Origin of the sequence: Mycobacterium botniense, assembly GCF_010723305.1 — a bacterium.
GTDB lineage: Bacteria > Actinomycetota > Actinomycetes > Mycobacteriales > Mycobacteriaceae > Mycobacterium > Mycobacterium botniense.
The window spans coordinates 1,663,626-1,682,922 of record NZ_BLKW01000002.1 but is presented as its reverse complement, the minus strand read 5'-3'; the positions used below and the strand labels follow the sequence as shown (position 1 = coordinate 1,682,922).

The window sequence follows — 19,297 nt, the reverse complement described above, 5'->3', positions numbered from 1 at the left end:
CCGCCCGCCGGTCACCGCGTCACGGATGCTGGCTGGACACCGAAATCACTTCTCCAGTCATATAACTGGAGTATTCACTAGCCAGGAACGCGATGGTGGCCGCCACTTCCCAGGGCTCAGCCGCCCGCCCGAACGCTTCAGCAGCGGACAACTGGTCGAGCAATTCGGCCGGGGCCGTCTTGTCCAGGAACTTGTGGCGGGCGATGCTGGGAGATACCGCGTTGATGCGCACCCCGTACTCCACCGCTTCGACTGCGCTGCACCGTGTCAGCGCCATCACCCCGGCCTTGGCGGCCGCGTAGTGGGCCTGGGAATGCTGGGCACGCCAGCCCAATACGCTGGCGTTGTTGACGATCACCCCACCGTGCCCGGCCGCGCGGAAGTACCGCAGCGCGGCGCGGGTGGCCCGCATCACCGAGGTCAGCGTGACGTCGAGCACCCGGTCCCACTCCTCGTCGGTCATCTCAACCACCGGGGTCTGCCCCCCCAGTCCGGCGTTGTTGACCAGCACGTCGATGCGTCCCATCCGCGCATTGGCCGACGCGAAGAGGGCATCGACCTGGGCGGTGGAGGTCACATCGCACAGCACATGCTCCACCCGGCCTAAACCCAGCGCGGCCAGTTCGTCGGCGGTCTGGCCCAGCCGCCGTTCGTGGTAATCGGAAATGACGACGTCGGCGCCCTCCATTAACGCGCGGCGCGCGGTGGCCGACCCGATGCCGGTGCCCGCCGCCGCGGTCACGACGACCACTTTGCCATCCAGAAGCCCGTGTCCGCCAACCTCTTTCGGCGCGACCGCAAGCGTCATCCCTTGACCTCCCGGGGCAGGCCGAGTACTCGCTCGGCGATGATATTGCGCTGAATTTCGTTGGAGCCGCCGTAGATGGTGTCGGCTCGGGCGAACAAAAACAACCGCTGCCATTCGTCGAAGTCACCGTCGGCCAGCACCAGTCCAGCCTTGCCTCGCACGTCCATAGCGATTTCGCCGAGCTCACGATGCCAGTTGGCCCACAGCAGCTTTGAGACATTGTCCTGGCCCGGCTGTTCGGTATCCATAGTGGCCAGGGCATATGAGCGCATTGCGCGCAGACCGGCCCACGAGCGGGTCAGCCGCTCACGGATCAGCGGATCGTCAATGACGCCGGTGCGCTTAGCCAACTCGACGATGCCGTTGAGCTCGCGCGCATAAACAATCTGCTGTCCCAGCGTGGAGACGCCGCGCTCGAAGGTCAGTGTCGCCATCGCGACCCGCCACCCGTCCCCGGGTGCGCCGACCACCAGCGCCGCGTCGGTGCGGGCACCGTCGAAGAACACCTCGTTGAACTCCGAGTCCCCGGTGAGCTGCACGATCGGGCGGATCTGCACCCCGGGCTGATCCAGCGGCACCAGCAGATACGACAACCCCGTGTGGCGCTTAGAGCCTTTCTCCGTTCGTGCCAACACAAAACACCACTGCGCCCAATGGGCCAGCGATGTCCACACTTTCTGTCCGTTGATCACCCACTGGTCGCCGTCGAGTTCGGCGGTGGTCGAGACGTTGGCCAGGTCGCTGCCCGCGCCCGGCTCCGAATAGCCCTGGCACCACAGCTCAGTGACGTCGCGGATGCGCGGCAGAAACCGCCGCTGCTGCTCGGGTGTGCCGAAGGCGATCAGCGTCGGTCCCAGCAGCTCCTCACCGAAATGGTTGACTTTCGCCGGCGCGTCAGCGAGCGCGTATTCCTCGTAAAACGCCACCCGGTGGGCGACCGAGAGCCCACGCCCGCCGTGCTCGACCGGCCACCCTAAACATGTCAGGCCGGCCGCAGCCAGGTGCTGGTTCCAGGCGCGACGTTCTTCGAACGCCTCGTGCTCGCGCCCCGGCCCGCCGCGCCCCTTGAGCGCGGCAAACTCGCCGACCAGGTTGTCGGCCAGCCACTGGCGGACCTCGGCCCGGAACTCCTCGACGCCTTGCATGGGCTGTAGGCTAACCTACCAAGCACTTGCTTAGTACCTCGGCGAGATCGAACCTGGAGAAACATCGATGACCGGCGATCCGAGGACCACGCCTGCGGCGCTGGACCGGATTGCCCGTCAACTTCCCGAGCATCCGGCCCTGATCGCCGACGACCGCTGCTTGACGTTCGCCGAGTTGCGTGACGAGGTACACCGGGCGGCAGCGGCGCTGATCGCGCTGGGCGTGGTGCCCGGGGAGCGGGTGGCGATCTGGTCGCCGAACACCTGGCATTGGGTGGTGGCCTGCCTGGCGATCCATCACGCCGGGGCGGCCATGGTGCCGCTGAACACGCGCTACACCAGCGCGGAAGCCCGCGACATCGTGGCCCGCACCGGCGCGTCGGTGCTGATCGCCATGGGCCGTTTCCTGGGTGTGGACCGCCTGGCGGGCCTGGATCGTGGCGCGCTGCCCGCGCTGCGGCACATCGTGCGCGTGCCGGTGGAGCGCCACGAGATGGCGGATATGCCGTGGGATGACTTCATCAGGCGTGGTGTCGACCTCGATGCGGTGGCCACCCGCGCCGCCGCCGTGACGCCCGACGACATCAGCGACATCTTGTTCACCTCCGGCACGACCGGCCGCAGCAAAGGGGTGGTGTGTGCGCACCGACAGTCGCTGGCCGGCCCGGCCGCCTGGGCTGCGTGCGGCAAAATCACCAGCGCCGACCGCTATCTGTGCATCAACCCGTTCTTTCACAACTTCGGCTACAAGGCCGGTATCCTGGCCTGCTTGCAGACCGGTGCCACGCTGATCCCGCAATTGACGTTCGACCCGGTCCGCGTGTTCCAGGCGATCCAGCAGCATCGCATCACCGTCCTACCGGGGCCGCCGACGATCTACCAGAGCCTGCTCGACCACCCGGCCCGCGGCGACTATGACCTCAGCTCGCTGCGGTTCGCGGTAACCGGGGCCGCCACCGTGCCGGTGGCGCTTGTCGAGCGAATGCAGTCCGAACTCGACATCGACATCGTGCTCACCGCGTACGGGCTGACCGAATCCGGCGGGTTCGCCACCATGTGCCGCCCCGAGGACGACGCCGTGACGGTCGCCACTACCTGTGGGCGCCCGATCGCCGACTTCGAGTTACGGATCGGAGAGCTGGGCGAGGTGCTGCTGCGCGGGCCCAACGTGATGCTCGGCTATCTCGACGACCCGCAAGCCACCGCCGCGGCCATCGACGCCGACGGATGGCTGCACACCGGCGATGTGGGCAGCGTCGACGCGGCCGGCAACTTGCGGATCACCGACCGCCTCAAGGACATGTACATCTGCGGCGGGTTCAACGTCTACCCTGCCGAAGTCGAGCAAGTGCTAACCGGGCTGGACGGCGTCGCTGATGTCGCAGTCATCGGCGTTCCCGACGAGCGGCTCGGCGAGGTCGGTCGAGCGTTCGTAGTCCGCAGACCCGGCTCAGATCTCGACGAAAAGTCGGTGATCGCTTACGCACGTGAACATCTGGCGAATTTCAAAGCGCCGCGTTCGGTACAGTTTGTCGATGTGCTGCCCCGCAACGCCGGTGGCAAGGTAGTCAAACCCCTATTGCGGGAGATGACCTGATGGACCTGGATTTCGACGCGGAGACCCTGGCGTTGCAGCGCGAGGTGCGCGAGTTTCTGGTGGCGAACAAGGACAAGTTCCCGACCAAGTCCTATGACACCGCCGAAGGTTTTGAACAGCACCGGCGCTGGGACCGCGTGCTTTTCGACGCCGGGCTGTCGGTGATCACCTGGCCGAAAAAATATGGCGGCCGGGACGCAACGCTATTGCAGTGGGTCGTTTTCGAGGAGGAGTACTTCCGCGCCGGTGCACCCGGACGCGCCAGCGCCAACGGCATCTCGATGTTGGCGCCGACACTGTTCGCGCACGGTACGCAGGAGCAGCTGGACCGCGTGCTGCCGAAGATGGCCACCGGCGAGGAGATCTGGGCGCAGGCCTGGTCGGAACCGGAAGCCGGCAGCGATCTGGCATCGCTGCGTTCGACCGCAACCCGCACCCGGGGCGGCTGGCTACTCAACGGCCAGAAGATCTGGAGCTCACGTGCACCGTTTGGCGACAAGGCGTTCGGCTTGTTTCGCTCCGACCCGCACGCAGAGCGGCACCGCGGCCTGACGTATTTCATGTTCGACTTGAAGGCCGACGGTGTCACGGTCCGCCCCATCACCCAGCTGAACGGCGACACCGGGTTCGGGGAAATCTTCCTCGACAACGTCTTTGTTCCCGACGAGGACGTGATCGGCCAGGTCAACGACGGGTGGCGGGCAGCCATGAGCACATCAAGCAACGAGCGTGGGATGTCGCTGCGCAGCCCGGCCCGCTTTCTGGCTGCCGCAGAGCGGCTCGCCAAACTCTGGAAAGACAATGGCTCGCCGGCAGAATTCAGCGACCGGGTGGCCGAGGCGTGGATCCGGGCGCAAGCCTATCGGCTGCACACCTTCGGCACGGTGACAAGGCTGTCGGCCGGTGAAGAGCTGGGCGCGGAATCATCGGTGACCAAGGTGTTCTGGTCCGACCTGGACGTCGCCATACACCAGACGGCGCTGGATATGCAAGGGAGTGGCGCCGAACTCGCCGACACCTGGGTCGACGGGCTGCTGTTCGCGCTGGGCGGCCCGATCTACGCCGGCACCAACGAAATTCAGCGCAACATCATCGCCGAACGGCTGCTAGGACTGCCACGTGACAAAGCCGGGGGAAAAGCACAGTGAAATTCGGGCTCGACGACCAGCAGCGCGACTTCGCTGCCAGCATCGACGCCGCCCTCAGCGGCGCAGGAGTACCTGCTGCGGTTCGGGCCTGGGCCGCCGGCGACTTCGCACCCGGACGCAAGGTATGGGCACAGCTGGCCGAGCTTGGCGTCACCGCACTGAACGTACCCGAGACACATGGCGGACTGGCTGCACACACCAGCGATCTGGTGGTCGCGCTCGAGCGTCTCGGCCGTTGGTGTGTTCCCGGTCCGGTAGCTGAATCCATTGCGGTGGCACCACTTTTGCTCACCGACGGCAAGCGCTGCGCGGCGCTGGCGTCCGGTGAGCTGATCGCCACGGTCGCCATGCCACCGCTCATGCCGCGCGCGGTCGATGCCGAGGCCGCTGGTTTGGCACTCTTAGCCACTGATGACGGTGTCACCGAGGCGGCACTGGGCACGCGCTGCGATTCTGTGGATCCCAGCCGCCGGCTGTTCGAGGTGACTGCGGCGGGTGAGCGGTGGCACGCAGATGTCAAGCGTGCCAGTGAGTTCGGCGCACTGGCTACTGGTGCGTTGTTGGTCGGTGCGGCGCAAGCGCTGCTGGACATAACTGTTGAGTACGCCAAGCAGCGCACCCAGTTCGGGCGGGTGATCGGCTCGTATCAAGCGATCAAACACAAGCTCGCGGACGTGCACATCGCTGTGGAGCTGGCGCGTCCTTTGGTATACGGCGCTGCGCTGTCACTGGCCGACAACTCATCCGAAATTGCCCGCGATGTCAGTGCCGCCAAGGTTGCCGCCGCTGAAGCTGCTCTGCTGGCCGCCCGGTCTGCTTTGCAGACTCACGGCGCCATCGGGTTCACCGCTGAGCATGATCTGTCGCTGTGGCTGTTGCGGGTGCAAGCGTTGCGGTCGGCGTGGGGCGACCCGGCGGCACACCGGCGCCGGGTGCTAGCGGCGCTATGACCCGCGCCGGCGACGATGCAGAGCGCAGCGATGAAAAGGAGCGGCGCCGATGACCCGCGCCGGCGACGATGCAGAGCGCAGCGATGAAAAGGAGCGGCGCCGATGAGTGAGGAACGCCAGCTGCTCGCTGACACCGTCGCCGCGCTGGTGTCCAAACACGCCGGCCCGGCTGCGGTGCGGCAGGCAATGCAGTCACAACGCGGCTACGACGAGTCGCTGTGGCAGCTATTGTGCGAGCAGGTCGGCGCCGCTGGGCTGGTCGTACCCGAGGAATTCGGCGGTGCAGGCGGCCAATTAGCTGATGTAGCAATAGTTCTCCAAGAGTTGGGCCGCGCACTGGTGCCCACACCGCTACTGGGCACGACGCTGGCCGAACTGGCGCTGCTCAACGCAGCTGAACCAGACAGCCAGTCGCTGGAAGCGTTGGCGGCCGGCAAGTCAATCGGCGCGTTAGTGTTCGATGCCGACTACGTGGTCAACGGGGATGTCGCCGACATTGTTGTTGCGGCCCAGGAGGGTCGGCTCGACAGGTGGATCACGTTCAGTGCGTCTCCAGTCGCGACCATGGACCCCACCCGCAAGCTGGCCCGGCTGCAACCCCGGGAGACCGTCACTATCGGTGCCGACCCGGGCCTCGCTGACACCGCCGCCATCCTGCTGGCCGCCGAGCAGATCGGGGCAGCCGAACGCTGTCTGGGCCTAACTGTTGAGTACACCAAGACTCGAGTGCAGTTCGGGAGGCCGATCGGTAGCTTCCAGGCGCTCAAGCATCGGATGGCGGACCTGTATGTCACGGTGGCGGCTGCACGCGCCGTCGTCGACGAGGCGATCAACCGGCCCACACCCACCAACGCGGTCCGGGCCCGCCTCGCCGCAACCGAGACCTTTTTCCAGGTGGCCGCCGAAGGTATTCAGATGCACGGCGGCATCGCCATTACCTGGGAGCACGACATGCACCTGTATTTCAAACGCGCGCATGGGAGTGCGCAGCTGCTGGGTTCGCCGCGCGAGCAGTTGCGCCGACTGGAATCCGAAGTGTTCTAATCTGGCTCGTGTGAGTCATCGTGTGGCGCTGCGCGCCGGCGTCCCGCCGTTCTACGTGATGGATGTTTGGTTGGCCGCCGCCGAGCGCCAGCGTACCCACGCCGATGTGGTGAACCTGGCTGCCGGTCAGCCCAGCGCGGGTGCCCCTGAGCCGGTACGTGCAGCCGCTGCCGCCGCCCTGCGCCACAACCAGCTGGGTTACAGCGTAGCCCTGGGCATCCCAGAGCTGCGTGAAGCGATCGCCGCGTCGTATCAGCATCGATATGGCCTACGCGTCAGCGCCGATGAAGTGGTGGTGACGACGGGATCTTCGGGTGGATTTCTGCTCGCGTTTCTGGCCTGCTTTGACGTCGGCGACCGGGTGGTGCTGAGCCGCCCTGGGTATCCCTGTTACCGCAACATCCTCTCAGCACTCGGCTGCGAGGTCGTCGAGATCGAATGCGGCCCGCAGACCCGGTTTCAGCCCACCTTGGAGATGCTGGCCGCAGTCGACCCGCCAGTGCACGGTGTGGTGCTGGCCAGCCCGGCCAACCCCACCGGAACTGTTATTCCACCCCACGAGCTGACAGCGATCGCGTCATGGTGCGAGGACACCGGGGCACGGTTGATCAGCGACGAGGTCTATCACGGGCTGGTCTATCCAGGCGCACCTCCAACTAGTTGCGCCTGGCAGGTGTCGCGAAATGCGTTGGTGGTTAACAGTTTTTCCAAGTATTTCGCGATGACAGGTTGGCGCCTGGGCTGGTTAGTGGTACCGCCCGACCTGCTGCGCGCAATCGACCGGCTCACCGGAAACTTCACCATCTGTCCGCCGGTGCTGTCGCAGCACGCGGCTGTCGCGGCGTTCACTCCCGAGGCGATCGCCGAAGCCGACGGTCACCTACACCAGTACTCGATCAACCGTGCGCTGCTACTCGACGGTCTGCGGGGTTTGGGAATCGAAAGGCTGGCACCGGCCGACGGCGCCTTTTACGTCTACGCCGACGTCTCGGATTTCACCGCTGACTCCGCGACCTTCTGCTCGAAATTGTTGGCCGACACCGGAGTTGCGATCGCACCGGGTATCGACTTCGACACCGCGCGCGGTAACTCGTTCGTCCGGCTGTCTTTTGCCGGCCCGATGAGCGATATCGAGGAGGCCCTGCGCCGGATGCGGCCTTGGCTGGAAAAAAACAGAGCCGGCCCGCGCACCTGAAGGTGCAGCGTCACTTACAACAGGCATTGACGGTTTCTGGTCAATAGTGAGTGTTGGTCGCTGTGCCGCACACCGACCACGCTCTGTCCCGCCCTTGTACGGGAAGTTGGGGTGCCGGTGGCCGTCGCTGCCGAGGTGTCTCGCGCTCCCCGGCTGTCGCTTCCACAACGCTCGGGACATCGATACCGCGTCAACCTGATCGCGTTGCACCGGTGAGGCGCGCACCAGCCAACCCCACCGATACTCGGAGTATGAGGTGTGACCAGTAAGAGGCGCGATAGGCTGCTGAGCTCGTCACCACGAGGTTTTTTGAGGAGGGAGCTATTGCCGAGTTCTCGTTGACCTGGCTGCTTGCCCCTCTCCCGGTGCAGACATTTCTCGACGACATCTGGGGGAGCCGCCCGTACCATGTGAATCGCGGCTGCGCAAACTACTTCGATAATGTGCTGCGCGGGTCGGCGGCCGTTGAGGAACTCCTGACGCACGTCCAGCCGGAGCCGTCGGCGGTACGGCTGGTCAGAGGCGGTGAGGAGAAAGACCCCGGCAGTTATCGCCTAGCGGATGGCAGTCTCGACCCGGTCCGGGTCCGCGACGGCTTAGCCGACGGCTACACGGTCATCCTGAACGGGCTGGAGCGCTATATGCGCACAATCGGTGCCTTATCACACTCGATCGAGGTTGAGCTAAATTTCCCGACGCGGGTCAACGCGTATCTCACACCACCTCACTCCACAGGATTTGTCGCGCATTTCGACCCCCACGACGTGCTGATCCTGCAGATCCAGGGATCCAAGATCTGGCATATCTATGACGCCGAGGTGCCACCCCACGAAATGCAGCGCCGCGAAGGATTTGCCGGTGCCGACCTTGCCCCACCAGCTGACCTGCATCTGACGGCCGGTGATGTGTTGTATCTGCCGCGCGGCCGAGTCCACGGCGCCGAGACACACTCGGAGCTATCCGTTCACCTGACTGTCGGGATACATGCCCCAACGGTGCTCACACTGCTCACTCACCTGCTGCATTCGCTGAGTTTGCGCGATGAGCGTGTCCACGACCGTCTGCCGCCGCGGCATCTCGATGACCCCGGGCTGCGCGCAAACCTGGTCGACCTGGTGCGCGCAGCGGTCAGAACCGTCGAAGACTCCGGCGCCGTCGCTGAGGCGCTCAGTGCCATGGAAGATGTCCTGGTCCGACGTGGACGCTGCCCCCCAGTCGGCCAGATCCCATGCGCCGTGGGAATCGACGGACGGACACGAGTGATGAAATATCAGCCGCTGTATTCGCGGGTGATCCCGGTCGCCGACGGCGTCGCTCTGCAATTCGCCCAATTGCTGATACGGGTTAGCCGCGATCATGAGGCCGCGATGTTGTTCGTCTCGAGAGCGACCGGGCCGTTTCGGGTTCGTGATCTGCCCGGGCTGAATCCGGCGCAGCAAACTGAGCTGGCCCGAACGCTGATCACTACCGGCTTTCTCGTGCGGCTGCCCGAGAGCTGATCCAGGTTGCCGATCCGGTCAGCGCTGCGCAGCGGCATGCCCGGGTGATCGCCCGCTCCCACTGCGGCCGGGCCTGCCGGATACCAGTATCCGCGTTAGCGGAGTATTTAGCGTCTAAACCCCGAGAAGGCGGCATCCTCATCATCATCGAGTCGCTATTGCGGAATCGTCAGTGCCGGGGGAAGATCAGCTCCGATGTCTGTTATGAAGCCGGGTGTTGTTCTCGACGACTTGGCCGGGGCCTGCCAGATGCCGGTCAGCCCCGGGTCGGAACGGTTTGCGAGGGTTGACCCCGGCTGCCCGGGCGGACATGCGTCACCTATCGCTGATCGGGGTCCGCGGCGCCGGTGATGACCGAGCTGATCTGGATGGCCTCACCGCCGGAAGTACATTCGGCGTTACTGTCCAGCGGCCCGGGACCGGCAGCGTTGCTGGCCGCAGCGCAGGCATGGAATGCGTTGAGCAGCGAATACGCTTCGGTGGCCGAGGACCTCAGCGCTCTGCTGGCAGGCGTGCAGGCGGGGGTGTGGCAGGGTCCCAGCGCAGAGTCATATGTGGCCGCGAATGTGCCGTATCTGGCGTGGTTGATACAAACCAGCGCGGATAGCAGCGCGGTAGCCGCCCAGCACGAAACCGCGGCGGCGGCCTACACCGCCGCTGTGGCAGCCATGCCGACGCTGGCCGAGCTTGCCGCCAACCATGCCGTCCACGCCGTGTTGGTGGCAACGAACTTCTTCGGCATCAACACGATACCGATCGCCCTCAACGAGGCCGACTATGCGCGGATGTGGATCCAGGCGGCGACCACCATGGCGACCTATCAGACCGTCGCCGGCGCGGCGGTGACGGCAGCACCGCAAACCACTCCGGCCCCGCCGATCCAGAAAGCCAATAGCGCCTCGGCCCCCAGTGCTGGTACAAACCAAGACAGCGGACCAGGTCCGACCCACCTGAGCTGGTGGACAACCCGAGCCGGTGAGGTTGCCAACGCCATCGAGGGCGACTTGTCGCAATTTCCGTCAAATCCGGTCGGGGCGATCGAAAGCTTGCTGACCGATCCGGTGCTGACAAGCGACGTTCCCCACTGGGCCGGCGAGGTCTACCTCACCTTCGCCCCGCAGCTGACGGAGCTGACGCAGCTCTCGCTCGGCCTGATCGCTGCGTCTGTACCGATGGCGGACATGACGGGCCTGACCGGGCTGACCGGGCTGGCCGGCATGTCTCAGCCCGCCTCGCTCGCCGCGGTCCCCGGTCCGGTTGCCGCTCCGCTGATCTCCCCGGCACCGGTTGTCAGTGTGGCCCCCCCGGTTGTCACCTCCGCCGCGGTCCCAGCGACCGCCCCGGCACCGGCCCTGCCGTCCTCCCCGGCACCCGCCGCCGGCGCCGCTCCGCCGCCGGCGCCTCCGCCACCGCTCGCCGGCACCGCACAGGTTGCCTATCCCTACCTTGTCGGTCCTCCGGGTTCCGGTGTGGGCTCAGCGATGACTGCTCGCGCCGCAACCAAAGAGCCGGCCGCAGAGCGTGACACTGCGATAGCGGAGGCCGCAGCGGCCTCCGGGGCACGCGCGCATCGACGGCCGCGGCGGCGGACCGGGCTGATCGACCGCGGCTACCGCTACGAATACCTGGATCTCAGCGCGGACGCCGAGCCCGACACCGGCACGGGCGGTGAGCAACAGGCCGCCGCAGTCCTGGCTTCCGGGCCGGGCGCGGGAACCCAAGGGTTTGCCGGCACCGCCCACCGGGAACATGTCGGCCAGCCCGCCGGGCTGGTCAGGCTGGGCGCTGACCCGTCCGACGACAACGCCACCATGCCGATGATGCCCGGCAGCTGGGGCCCCGGCCCCCCCGAACCCGATACCCCTACACACGGCCGGTGAACCGCTCACCCGCGCAACACACCGTGCACATCGACGACGCGGGCCACCGCACTCGGGACGCGTTGGTAACCAAAACGTCTTCACTAGAGCGATTACAGCCAGGTATCCCGGCTAGTGCTGGTGAGAAACGCCTCGAGGTCGTCGCGCCACTGGGCCGGTGTGGTCTTCTCGGGTTCGATGCCGGTGTAATCGCCGCGGTAGAACAGCAGCGGCCGCGGTTTCACCCGCGGCACCTCCGTGAGTGACTGGACCGCACCAACGACCAGGTAATGGTCGCCGGCCTCATGCACCGCGGCCACTGTGCAATCGATATGCGCCAGCGACCCGTCGATCATCGGTGATCCCAGCGGCGAGCTGCTCCAGTCGATGTCGGCGAATTTGTCGGCTTCCTTAGATCCGAAGCGTGCGGAGATGTCCTTCTGTGCCTCGCTGAGCACGTTGACGCAGAATCGGCCGGTGGCCTGGATCGCCTTCCAGGACCGCGACACCTTGGTCGGGCAGAACAGCACCAGCGGCGGCTCCAGTGACAACGCTGCGAACGATTGACACGCGAAGCCGACCGGAGCCCCGTCATACATGGTGGTGATGACGGTGATCCCCGTGCAGAACTGACCCAGCACCCGCCGGTAGGTGCGCGGGTCGATCTGCTCCGGAGAGCTCATCATTTTCCCTGAGCACCGACCGTGAAGTCGTGCCCCCACAAGCTGACCGCGGTGCTTTCCCGGGCGATCCAGTCTCGGTCGTCGACTTGCAGTCCCTCACAACCGAATTCGACGTCGAACCCGCCGGGCGACTTCATGTAGAACGATAACATCTTGTCGTTCACGTGCCGGCCCAATGTGGCCGACATGGGCACTTTGCGACGCAACGCCCGGTCCAGGCACAACCCAACGTCGTCGGAGTTTTCCACTTCGACCATGAGGTGGACGATGCCGCTCGGGGTAGGCATCGGCAGGAAGGCCAAGCTGTGGTGCCGCGGGTTGCAGCCGAAAAACCGCAGCCACGCCGGTGGCCCGTCGGCCGGCCGCCCGACCAGCTGCGGCGGTAGCCGCATCGAATCGCGCAGTTTGAAGCCGAGCACATCGCGGTAAAAGTGCAGCGCCTCGGCGTCGTCGCGGGTGGACAGCACGACGTGGCCCAGGCCCTGCTCACCGGTGACAAACCGGTGCCCGTATGGGCTGACCACCCTGCGGTGCTCGAGCGCGGCACCGTGGAACACCTCCAGACAGTTGCCGGACGGGTCGGTAAACCGGATCATCTCATCGACCCGCCGCTCCGCCAGCTCGGCCGCGGTCGCCTCCTTGTAGGGTGTGCCCTCCAGGTCGAGCCGGTTGCGGATCTCTTGCAGCCCTTCGGCATTCGCACATTCCCAGCCGGCTGCCGAGAGCCGGTCCTGTTCGCCGGGCAGAATCACCAGCCGGGCCGGGAACTCATCCATCCGCAGATACAGCGCCTCTTCGGTCGCACCGGTGCCCTCAACCATGCCCAGCACCTTCAGGCCGTATTCCCGCCAGGCTGAAACATCGGTGGCCTCGATGCGCAGATAGCCCAGCGACCGAATACCCGCAGCGATACTCATCGCGCGCCTCCCAGGAAGTCGATGGTCAGTTTATTGAACTCGTCGAACTTCTCTACCTGCACCCAATGCCCACACTGCCCGAAAACGTGCAGTTGCACACGTGGAATTGTCTTCAGCGCCACCAGCGCACCATCCAGCGGATTGACCCGATCCTCACGGCCCCAGATCAGCAATACCGGCTGGCGCAGCCGGTACGCCTCGCGCCACATCATGCCGGCCTCGAAATCAGCTCCGGAGAAGGACTTCCCCATCGCCAGAGTCGCAGCAAGCGCTTCCGGTGTGCTGGCCAGCGCGAACCTTTCCTCGACCAGCTCGGGGGTGATGAGTTTACGGTCATAGACCATGACGCGCAGGAACGCCTCGAGATTTTCCCGGGTGGGCTCAACAGCGAACTTGTTGAGCCGTTTCACCCCTTCGGTAGGGTCGGGGGAGAACACGTTGACGCTCAATCCGCCCGGGCCCATCAATACCAGCCGGCCCGCGCGGTCGGGGTAGTCCAGCGCAAACCGGACCGCGGTACCCCCGCCCAATGAATTGCCGACCAGCGGAGCACGCTCGATGTCTAGTTGATCGAACAGAGATTTGAGAGCCGTTGCCGCGTAACGATTGAACTGGGGATGCTCGGCGCGTTTGCCGGAATGGCCGTAGCCGGGCTGGTCGATGGCCAGCACATGAAACTGCTGGGCCAGCACAGCAATGTTGCGTGAGAAGTTCGTCCAGCTGGAGGCGCCTGGTCCGCCGCCATGGAGCAGCACAATCGTCTGGTCGTTGTCGACGCCGGCCTCGTGATAGTGCAGCTTCAGCGGACCGTCGACGTCGACCTCCGCGAAGCGTGAAGTCGACTCGAATGTCAGCTCCTCGGTCGCAGTCACTAGGCGCTACTCCTTTTCATCGATTCGCCCGGTATCGCCGCCGCTGCCATCAGACCATGGTGTCCCCCGGTGGCAGCCCGAACTCGTGGTTGCCGAAGATCACGTACGCCCGCTCCGGATCGTTGGCCGCGTGCACCCGTCCGGCATGCGCGTCGCGCCAAAACCGCTGAATGGGAGCATCATTGGCCAGCGCGGTAGCACCGGAGGCTTCAAACAACCGGTCGATGGAAGCAATCGCGCGGCCGGTAGCGCGCACCTGGTCACGGCGGGCACGGGCACGCAGCCCGAACGGTATCTCCCTGCCCGCGGCCAAAAGCGCGTATTCCTCACCGACATTGCCGATCAGCTGCCGCCACGCCGCGTCAATGTCACTGGCCGCCTCGGCGATGCGCACCTTGGCGAACGGGTCGTCCTTGACTTTCTCGCCGGCGAACGCTGCGCGCACCCGCTTGCCCTGATGCTCCACGTGCGCGTCGTAGGCACCGTAGGCCATACCCACGATCGGCGCTGAAATCGTCGTCGGATGCATTGTTCCCCAAGGCATTTTGTAGACCGGTGCGGTGTTCGTCCTGAGCCCCTCCGCGGTATGGTCGTTCATCGCCTTGTAGGAAAGAAACCGGTGCCGCGGAACGAAGACGTCCTTGACGACGACGGTGTTGCTGCCGGTACCGCGCAATCCGACGACATACCACACGTCGTGGATTTCGTAGTCGCTGCGCGGGATCAGGAAGCTGCCGAAGTCCACCGGACGACCGTCCTTGATGACCGGTCCGCCCACAAAACACCAGGTGGCGTGGTCGCATCCCGACGACCAGTTCCACGACCCGCTGACCAGATAGCCGCCGTCGACGACGGTGCCCGCACCCATCGGTGCGTACGACGACGAAATCCGCACGTTCGGATCCTCGCCCCAGACCTCCTGCTGCGCGCGCTGGTCGAACAACGCCAGGTGCCAGTTGTGCACGCCGACGATCGAGCCTACCCACCCGGTGGACCCGCAGGCGCTCGCAAGCCGGCGCGCCGCCTCGTAGAACAACGTCGGGTCACATTCCAGACCACCCCACTGTCGTGGCTGCAGCAGCCTGAAAAAACCGATCTCTTGCAGCTCGCTGACTGTGGCGTCGGGCAACCGCCGCAGGTCTTCGGTCTCCTGGGCCCGCTGCCGCAATTTGGGCAGCAAGTCGTCGATGCCGGCCAGAACCGACTCGGCATCGCGTTGTTCAATGGACGTCACTGCTTCCTCCCGGGAGTGCGGACATAGCTGGGCGCCGACACAGGCCATTGCCAACCCGAAGATGGGCCGGGCAGACCTAGACTGAAGATTAGAACACGTTCCGATTTGTGTCGAGCAGCCTGTTCCTGCAGCTGGTAGCGCTGAGAGGCAAGGTTTCTGTAACCTGTTCTAGTTATGACGGAAGAGAAGGCCGTCGTGCGCCCGGCAGTTCCTGACGAGCCGCTCGGCAGCCATGTCCTTGAACTACAGATCGCCGATGTCGTCGCCGAGACCGACGAGGCGCGTTCTCTGGTATTCACAGTGCCCGACGATGCCGACATTCCGGCGGACCGGCTGCGCTACGCGCCCGGGCAGTTCCTGACCCTGCGCATCCCCAGCGAGCGGACCGGCTCAGTGGCGCGCTGCTATTCGCTGTGCAGCTCACCGTTCACGGACGACGCGCTCATGGTCACCGTCAAACGCACCGCCGACGGTTACGCGTCGAACTGGCTGTGCGACCACGCCCGCCCCGGCATGCGCATCCATGCGCTGGCGCCCTCGGGCAACTTCGTACCCAGGACCCTCGATGACGATTTTTTGCTCATGGCGGCCGGCAGCGGGATCACCCCGGTGATCTCGATCTGTAAATCAGCGCTGTCCGAGGGTAGCGGGCAGGTGGTGCTGCTCTATGCAAACCGCGACGACCGCTCGGTGATCTTCGGCGACGCCCTGCGCGAACTGGCCGTCAAGTATCCCGACCGGCTGACCGTGCTGCACTGGTTGGAATCGCTGCAGGGCCTGCCGAGCGCGGCCGCGCTGGCCAAACTGGCAGCACCGTACACCGGCCGACAAGTGTTCATCTGCGGACCTGGCCCGTTCATGCAGGCCGCTCAGGATGCCCTCACGGCGCTCGATGTGCCTCCACAGCACATCCACCTCGAGGTGTTCCGCTCGCTGGAGACTGACCCGTTCGCCGCGGTCACGGTCGAGGACAACGGCGACGAGCAGCCGGCCACCGCGGTGGTCACGCTGGACGGGGAAACCCATACTGTGTCGTGGCCGCGACGCGCCAAGCTGCTCGACGTCCTGCTGGACGCGGGGCTGGCCGCACCGTTCTCCTGCCGGGAGGGTCATTGCGGTGCCTGTGCCTGTACCCTGCGCGCCGGCAAGGTCACCATGGAGGCCAACGACGTCTTGGAACAGCGAGACCTCGACGATGGGCTCATCCTGGCCTGTCAGTCCCACCCCGAGACTGATTCGGTCGAAGTCACCTACGACGAGTAGACCACGGCGATACGTTCTGCTGGAACCAGCTGAACTGAAGGTGAGGGCGCCAAGATGAAACGGCTGTTCGTGGCACTTGCGGGCGTCGGGCCGGTGCTGGCCGTCATCCCGCCGACACCCTGCGTAGCCGCCAGCAACAACGCCACCACCGTCTTTCCCGTCGACGAGACAACCCAGCTGGAAACCCATACCCTTGTGGACTGTCACCGTGCGACCGGCAGCTGCGACTTCACCGCGGGAGCCAACCTGCGCACGCCCGACGGGGTGACCGGATTCCCGCCCGGTCTGTGGGCCCGGCAAAGCACCGAGGTGCGCTCGACCGACCGGTTGACGTATCTGGATGTGCACGCCACCGGCGGTCCGTTCACCAAAGTGTTCAAAGAAGGCGGACCGGACGTGATCACCACCATCTACTGGGGCGAAGGTCCACCGGACAAATATCAGACCGTCGGCAGGATCGACTCGACCGACTGGCGCACCGGCCAACCGAAGACCGATACCACCGTCATCGTCTGCGCTCACATTCAGGTGGTGTATACCGGGGTCAACCTCACCTCGCCCAGCACCTGCGCGCAGACCACGTTTTCCTAAGACTCCCCCGGCCGGTCTGGCGCCGAACACCGACGTGACCACACCCGTCACGGCAGTACCTGCGCAGCGGCACCACCGGAGCAGCAATACGCTACTGCGTCCGATATCGGTCCGGTGCAGCTATCCCCGGCATGGCTCACGGCGCAAACCGCAGAAAAAGCCGTAAAACGCGGGTTCCCCGGGCCACGGCCCGGTTTCGTGTCGCGGACTATCCCCGCGGCAGCCCCAGCAGTCGCTCGGCGGCCAGCGTGAGCAGGATCTGCTCAGTGCCTCCGGCGATCGTCAGACAGCGGGTGTTGAGGAAGTCATAGACCGTCGCATCCTCGACGACGCCCGCACCTTCGGAAAGCTCCATCCGGTATTCGGCCAGCGCCTGCCGGTAGCGGACGCCGATCAGTTTGCGCACACTTGACTCCGCACCCGGGTCGCGCCCGCCAACCGCCAGCTGGGCGATGCGCTGATCCAGCAGCGCCCCAGTCTGGGCCGCCACAATCAGCGCCGCTAGACGCTCCTCCCGGGCGCTGTCGAGTTGCTGATTCGCCACCGCCTCGAGCAGCTCTTCCATCGGGTTGTCCAATGCGGTCCCGGTAGCCATCGCGACCCGCTCGTTGGCCAGCGTCGTGCGCGCCAGCCGCCACCCGTCGTTGACCGCCCCGACCACCATCTCGTCGGGGACGAACACCTCGTCTAAGAAGACCTCGTTGAACAACGCCTCGCCGGTGATCTCCCGCAGCGGCCGGATCGTGATGCCCGGTGAGCTCATATCGACGAGGAAATACGTGATGCCCTTGTGTTTTGGCGCTTCCGGATCGGTACGGGCCAGACACACCCCCCACTGCGCCTTGTGCGCCGACGACGTCCACACCTTCTGGCCGGTCAGCTTCCAGCCGCCGCCGACGCGCACCGCCTTGGTGCGCAGCGACGCCAGATCCGAGCCGGCTTCCGGCTCGGAAAACAGTTGACACCAAAAGATTTCGCCGCGCATCGTGGCCGGCACAAAACGCTCGATCTGCTCCGGCGTGCCATGCTCGAGGATGGTCGGCGCCGCCCACCACCCGATCACCAGGTCCGGCCGCACCACACCCGCGGCCGCGAGTTCCTGGTCGATCAGCAACTGCTCGGCCGGCCCGGCGCCACGCCCGTACGGCGGCGGCCAATGCGGTGCCAGCAATCCCGCGTCGGCCAGGGCGACCCGCCGTTGTTCTTCGGGCAGCGCGGCGATTTCGGCAACAGCTGCGCTGATCTGAGGCCGCAAATCGGCCACCCGGCCGAGATCAATGGCCAGACGGCGGCGCACACCGGCACGGGTCAGCGCAGCCACGCGGCGCAGCCACCGTGCGGCCCCGCCCAAGAACTGCCCGATGCCGTAGGCCCGGCGCAGGTATAGATGCGCATCATGCTCCCAGGTGATGCCGATGCCGCCGAGGACCTGGATGCAATCCTTGACGTTGGCTTTGGCGGCCTCGATGCCGCTGGCCGCGGCGATCGCCGCGGCCAGCGACAGCTGGCGCCGATCCGGATCCGCGGCGGCACGCGCAGCGTCAGCGGCAGCCACCTCGGCTTGCTCGGCGCGGCAAAGCATCTCGGCGCAGATGTGCTTGATCGCCTGGAAGCTGCCGATCGGCTTACCGAATTGCTCACGCACTTTGGCGTAGGCGACCGCGGTATCCAGCGCCCACCGGGTCACCCCGGCCGCCTCGGCGGCCAACACGGTAGCAGCCAGGTCCTCCAGCTCCGGGGCGTCCAGCACAGCGGCCGGCGCCGAGGCGAGCACCACCCGCGCCAACGGGCGCGAAAAGTCGGTAGCGCGCACCGGTTCGACCACTACGCCGTCGTCGGCGGCGTCGACGAGCAGCCACTGCCCGCCGGCCGGCAGCAGCAGCACCCCGCCGTCGGTGGCGCCCAGCACCCAGCGCACGCTCCCCGACGCCCGGCAGGAAGCGGCATCGAAGCGCACATCGCCCTCAAGCGCCATCCCGGCACAGCGTTGACCAGACACCAGCGCGCCCCGCAGGCCGGGATCCGTGACCACCAGTGTGGCCAGCGCCGTCGTCGCGACCGGCCCGGGAATCAACGCCGTGGCGGCCTCTTCGACCAGGACGCACAGATCCTCGACGCTGCCGCCCGCACCACCGCTTTCCTCCGCAACGGCGACACCGAACAGTCCCAGATTGGCCAGACCGTCAAATACAGGCCGCCACGCGTCGGCGTTGCCCTGCTCGATGTCGCGGATCGCGGCGGTGGCCCCCGATGTCGACGCCCAATCGCGCACCAGCTCCCGCACCGCGGCTTGTTCGTCGATAATGGTCGCTGACACTGGAGCTCCTCGTGTGATCGGCGACGGGCGGCAGCGCCCACCGGCTATCGCGGGTCACGGCACCACCCGCGTTCGGCGTTAGAACGTGTTCTAATGGTGCCAGTGATCAACCGTCAAGTCGACCGCCATCACAGCAGTACACGTCGCTGTGTCGGCGTCACAGCGGCGGGAAATT

16 protein-coding genes and 1 pseudogene are annotated in these 19,297 nt (G+C 65.8%); 10 read left to right on the top strand and 7 right to left on the bottom strand.

Features of this window, described 5'->3' with window-relative positions; genetic code table 11:
• Positions 1-19: 19 nt before the first annotated feature.
• Both ipdF and ipdE1 read right to left on the bottom strand, forming a co-directional pair.
• Entirely contained in the window at positions 20-808 is a 789-nt protein-coding gene (ipdF, locus tag G6N08_RS07820) for a (5R,7aS)-5-hydroxy-7a-methyl-1-oxo-2,3,5,6,7,7a-hexahydro-1H-indene-carboxyl-CoA reductase (protein WP_163755833.1), read from the bottom strand.
• Positions 805-1,953, bottom strand: coding sequence for an acyl-CoA dehydrogenase IpdE1 (ipdE1, locus tag G6N08_RS07815; RefSeq protein WP_163755830.1), 1,149 nt, complete (start codon positions 1,951-1,953; stop codon positions 805-807). The genes ipdF and ipdE1 overlap by 4 nt, the downstream gene beginning before the upstream one ends.
• A gap of 67 nt (positions 1,954-2,020) precedes the next feature.
• On the opposite strand from ipdE1, the gene fadD3 reads away from it, so the two are divergent.
• The 8 genes and pseudogenes from fadD3 to G6N08_RS07780 all read left to right on the top strand — a co-directional run bounded on the left by fadD3 (position 2,021) and on the right by G6N08_RS07780 (position 11,266).
• Positions 2,021-3,550 carry a 3-((3aS,4S,7aS)-7a-methyl-1,5-dioxo-octahydro-1H-inden-4-yl)propanoate--CoA ligase FadD3 gene (gene fadD3, locus G6N08_RS07810; RefSeq protein WP_163755828.1) on the top strand — a complete coding sequence of 510 codons (1,530 nt, stop codon included), beginning with the start codon at positions 2,021-2,023 and terminating at the stop codon, positions 3,548-3,550.
• Positions 3,550-4,698 carry an acyl-CoA dehydrogenase family protein gene (locus G6N08_RS07805; protein WP_163755826.1) on the top strand — a complete coding sequence of 383 codons (1,149 nt, stop codon included), beginning with the start codon at positions 3,550-3,552 and terminating at the stop codon, positions 4,696-4,698. Before fadD3 ends, G6N08_RS07805 begins: the two co-directional genes overlap by 1 nt.
• Positions 4,695-5,648 carry an acyl-CoA dehydrogenase family protein gene (locus tag G6N08_RS07800; protein WP_163755824.1) on the top strand — a complete coding sequence of 318 codons (954 nt, stop codon included), beginning with the start codon at positions 4,695-4,697 and terminating at the stop codon, positions 5,646-5,648. The genes G6N08_RS07805 and G6N08_RS07800 overlap by 4 nt, the downstream gene beginning before the upstream one ends.
• A 15-nt stretch (positions 5,649-5,663) precedes the next feature.
• Positions 5,664-5,742: pseudogene (locus G6N08_RS21300) on the top strand (hypothetical protein); the annotation flags it as partial.
• Positions 5,743-5,750: 8 nt separating this feature from the next.
• Entirely contained in the window at positions 5,751-6,692 is a 942-nt protein-coding gene (ipdE2, locus tag G6N08_RS07795) for an acyl-CoA dehydrogenase IpdE2 (protein ID WP_163755822.1), read from the top strand.
• A gap of 10 nt (positions 6,693-6,702) precedes the next feature.
• Entirely contained in the window at positions 6,703-7,887 is a 1,185-nt protein-coding gene (locus tag G6N08_RS07790) for a pyridoxal phosphate-dependent aminotransferase (protein ID WP_163755818.1), read from the top strand.
• A gap of 323 nt (positions 7,888-8,210) precedes the next feature.
• Complete coding sequence (locus G6N08_RS07785) at positions 8,211-9,386, top strand: cupin domain-containing protein (RefSeq protein ID WP_163756844.1); 1,176 nt, start codon at positions 8,211-8,213, stop codon at positions 9,384-9,386.
• A gap of 350 nt (positions 9,387-9,736) precedes the next feature.
• The gene (locus G6N08_RS07780) at positions 9,737-11,266 is read left to right on the top strand and encodes a PPE family protein (protein ID WP_163755816.1); all 1,530 of its coding nucleotides are present in this window, start codon (positions 9,737-9,739) and stop codon (positions 11,264-11,266) included.
• Between the two features lie 92 nt (positions 11,267-11,358).
• Here G6N08_RS07780 and hsaB read toward each other — a convergent pair whose 3' ends face one another.
• The 4 genes from hsaB to hsaA are packed head-to-tail and all read right to left on the bottom strand — an operon-like array spanning position 11,359 to position 14,951.
• On the bottom strand, positions 11,359-11,928 hold the full coding sequence (gene hsaB, locus G6N08_RS07775; RefSeq protein WP_163755814.1) for a 3-hydroxy-9,10-secoandrosta-1,3,5(10)-triene-9,17-dione monooxygenase reductase subunit: 570 nt from the start codon (positions 11,926-11,928) through the stop codon (positions 11,359-11,361).
• Complete coding sequence (gene hsaC / locus G6N08_RS07770) at positions 11,928-12,845, bottom strand: iron-dependent extradiol dioxygenase HsaC (RefSeq protein ID WP_163755812.1); 918 nt, start codon at positions 12,843-12,845, stop codon at positions 11,928-11,930. Before hsaC ends, hsaB begins: the two co-directional genes overlap by 1 nt.
• Complete coding sequence (gene hsaD / locus G6N08_RS07765) at positions 12,842-13,717, bottom strand: 4,5:9,10-diseco-3-hydroxy-5,9,17-trioxoandrosta-1(10),2-diene-4-oate hydrolase (protein WP_163755809.1); 876 nt, start codon at positions 13,715-13,717, stop codon at positions 12,842-12,844. The genes hsaC and hsaD overlap by 4 nt, the downstream gene beginning before the upstream one ends.
• Positions 13,718-13,766: 49 nt before the next feature.
• Positions 13,767-14,951, bottom strand: a complete 1,185-nt coding sequence (gene hsaA / locus G6N08_RS07760) for a 3-hydroxy-9,10-secoandrosta-1,3,5(10)-triene-9,17-dione monooxygenase oxygenase subunit (RefSeq protein WP_163755807.1) — start codon at positions 14,949-14,951, stop codon at positions 13,767-13,769.
• 174 nt (positions 14,952-15,125) lie between these two features.
• On the opposite strand from hsaA, the gene G6N08_RS07755 reads away from it, so the two are divergent.
• A complete protein-coding gene (locus G6N08_RS07755) occupies positions 15,126-16,214 on the top strand; it encodes a ferredoxin--NADP reductase (protein ID WP_371868969.1) in 1,089 nt (362 codons plus the stop codon).
• Between the two features lie 54 nt (positions 16,215-16,268).
• Entirely contained in the window at positions 16,269-16,805 is a 537-nt protein-coding gene (locus G6N08_RS07750; RefSeq protein WP_163755805.1) for a hypothetical protein, read from the top strand.
• Positions 16,806-17,013: 208 nt separating this feature from the next.
• On the opposite strand, the gene G6N08_RS07745 is transcribed toward G6N08_RS07750, so the two are convergent.
• A complete protein-coding gene (locus G6N08_RS07745; RefSeq protein ID WP_163755803.1) occupies positions 17,014-19,122 on the bottom strand; it encodes an acyl-CoA dehydrogenase family protein in 2,109 nt (702 codons plus the stop codon).
• Positions 19,123-19,297: the final 175 nt, after the last annotated feature.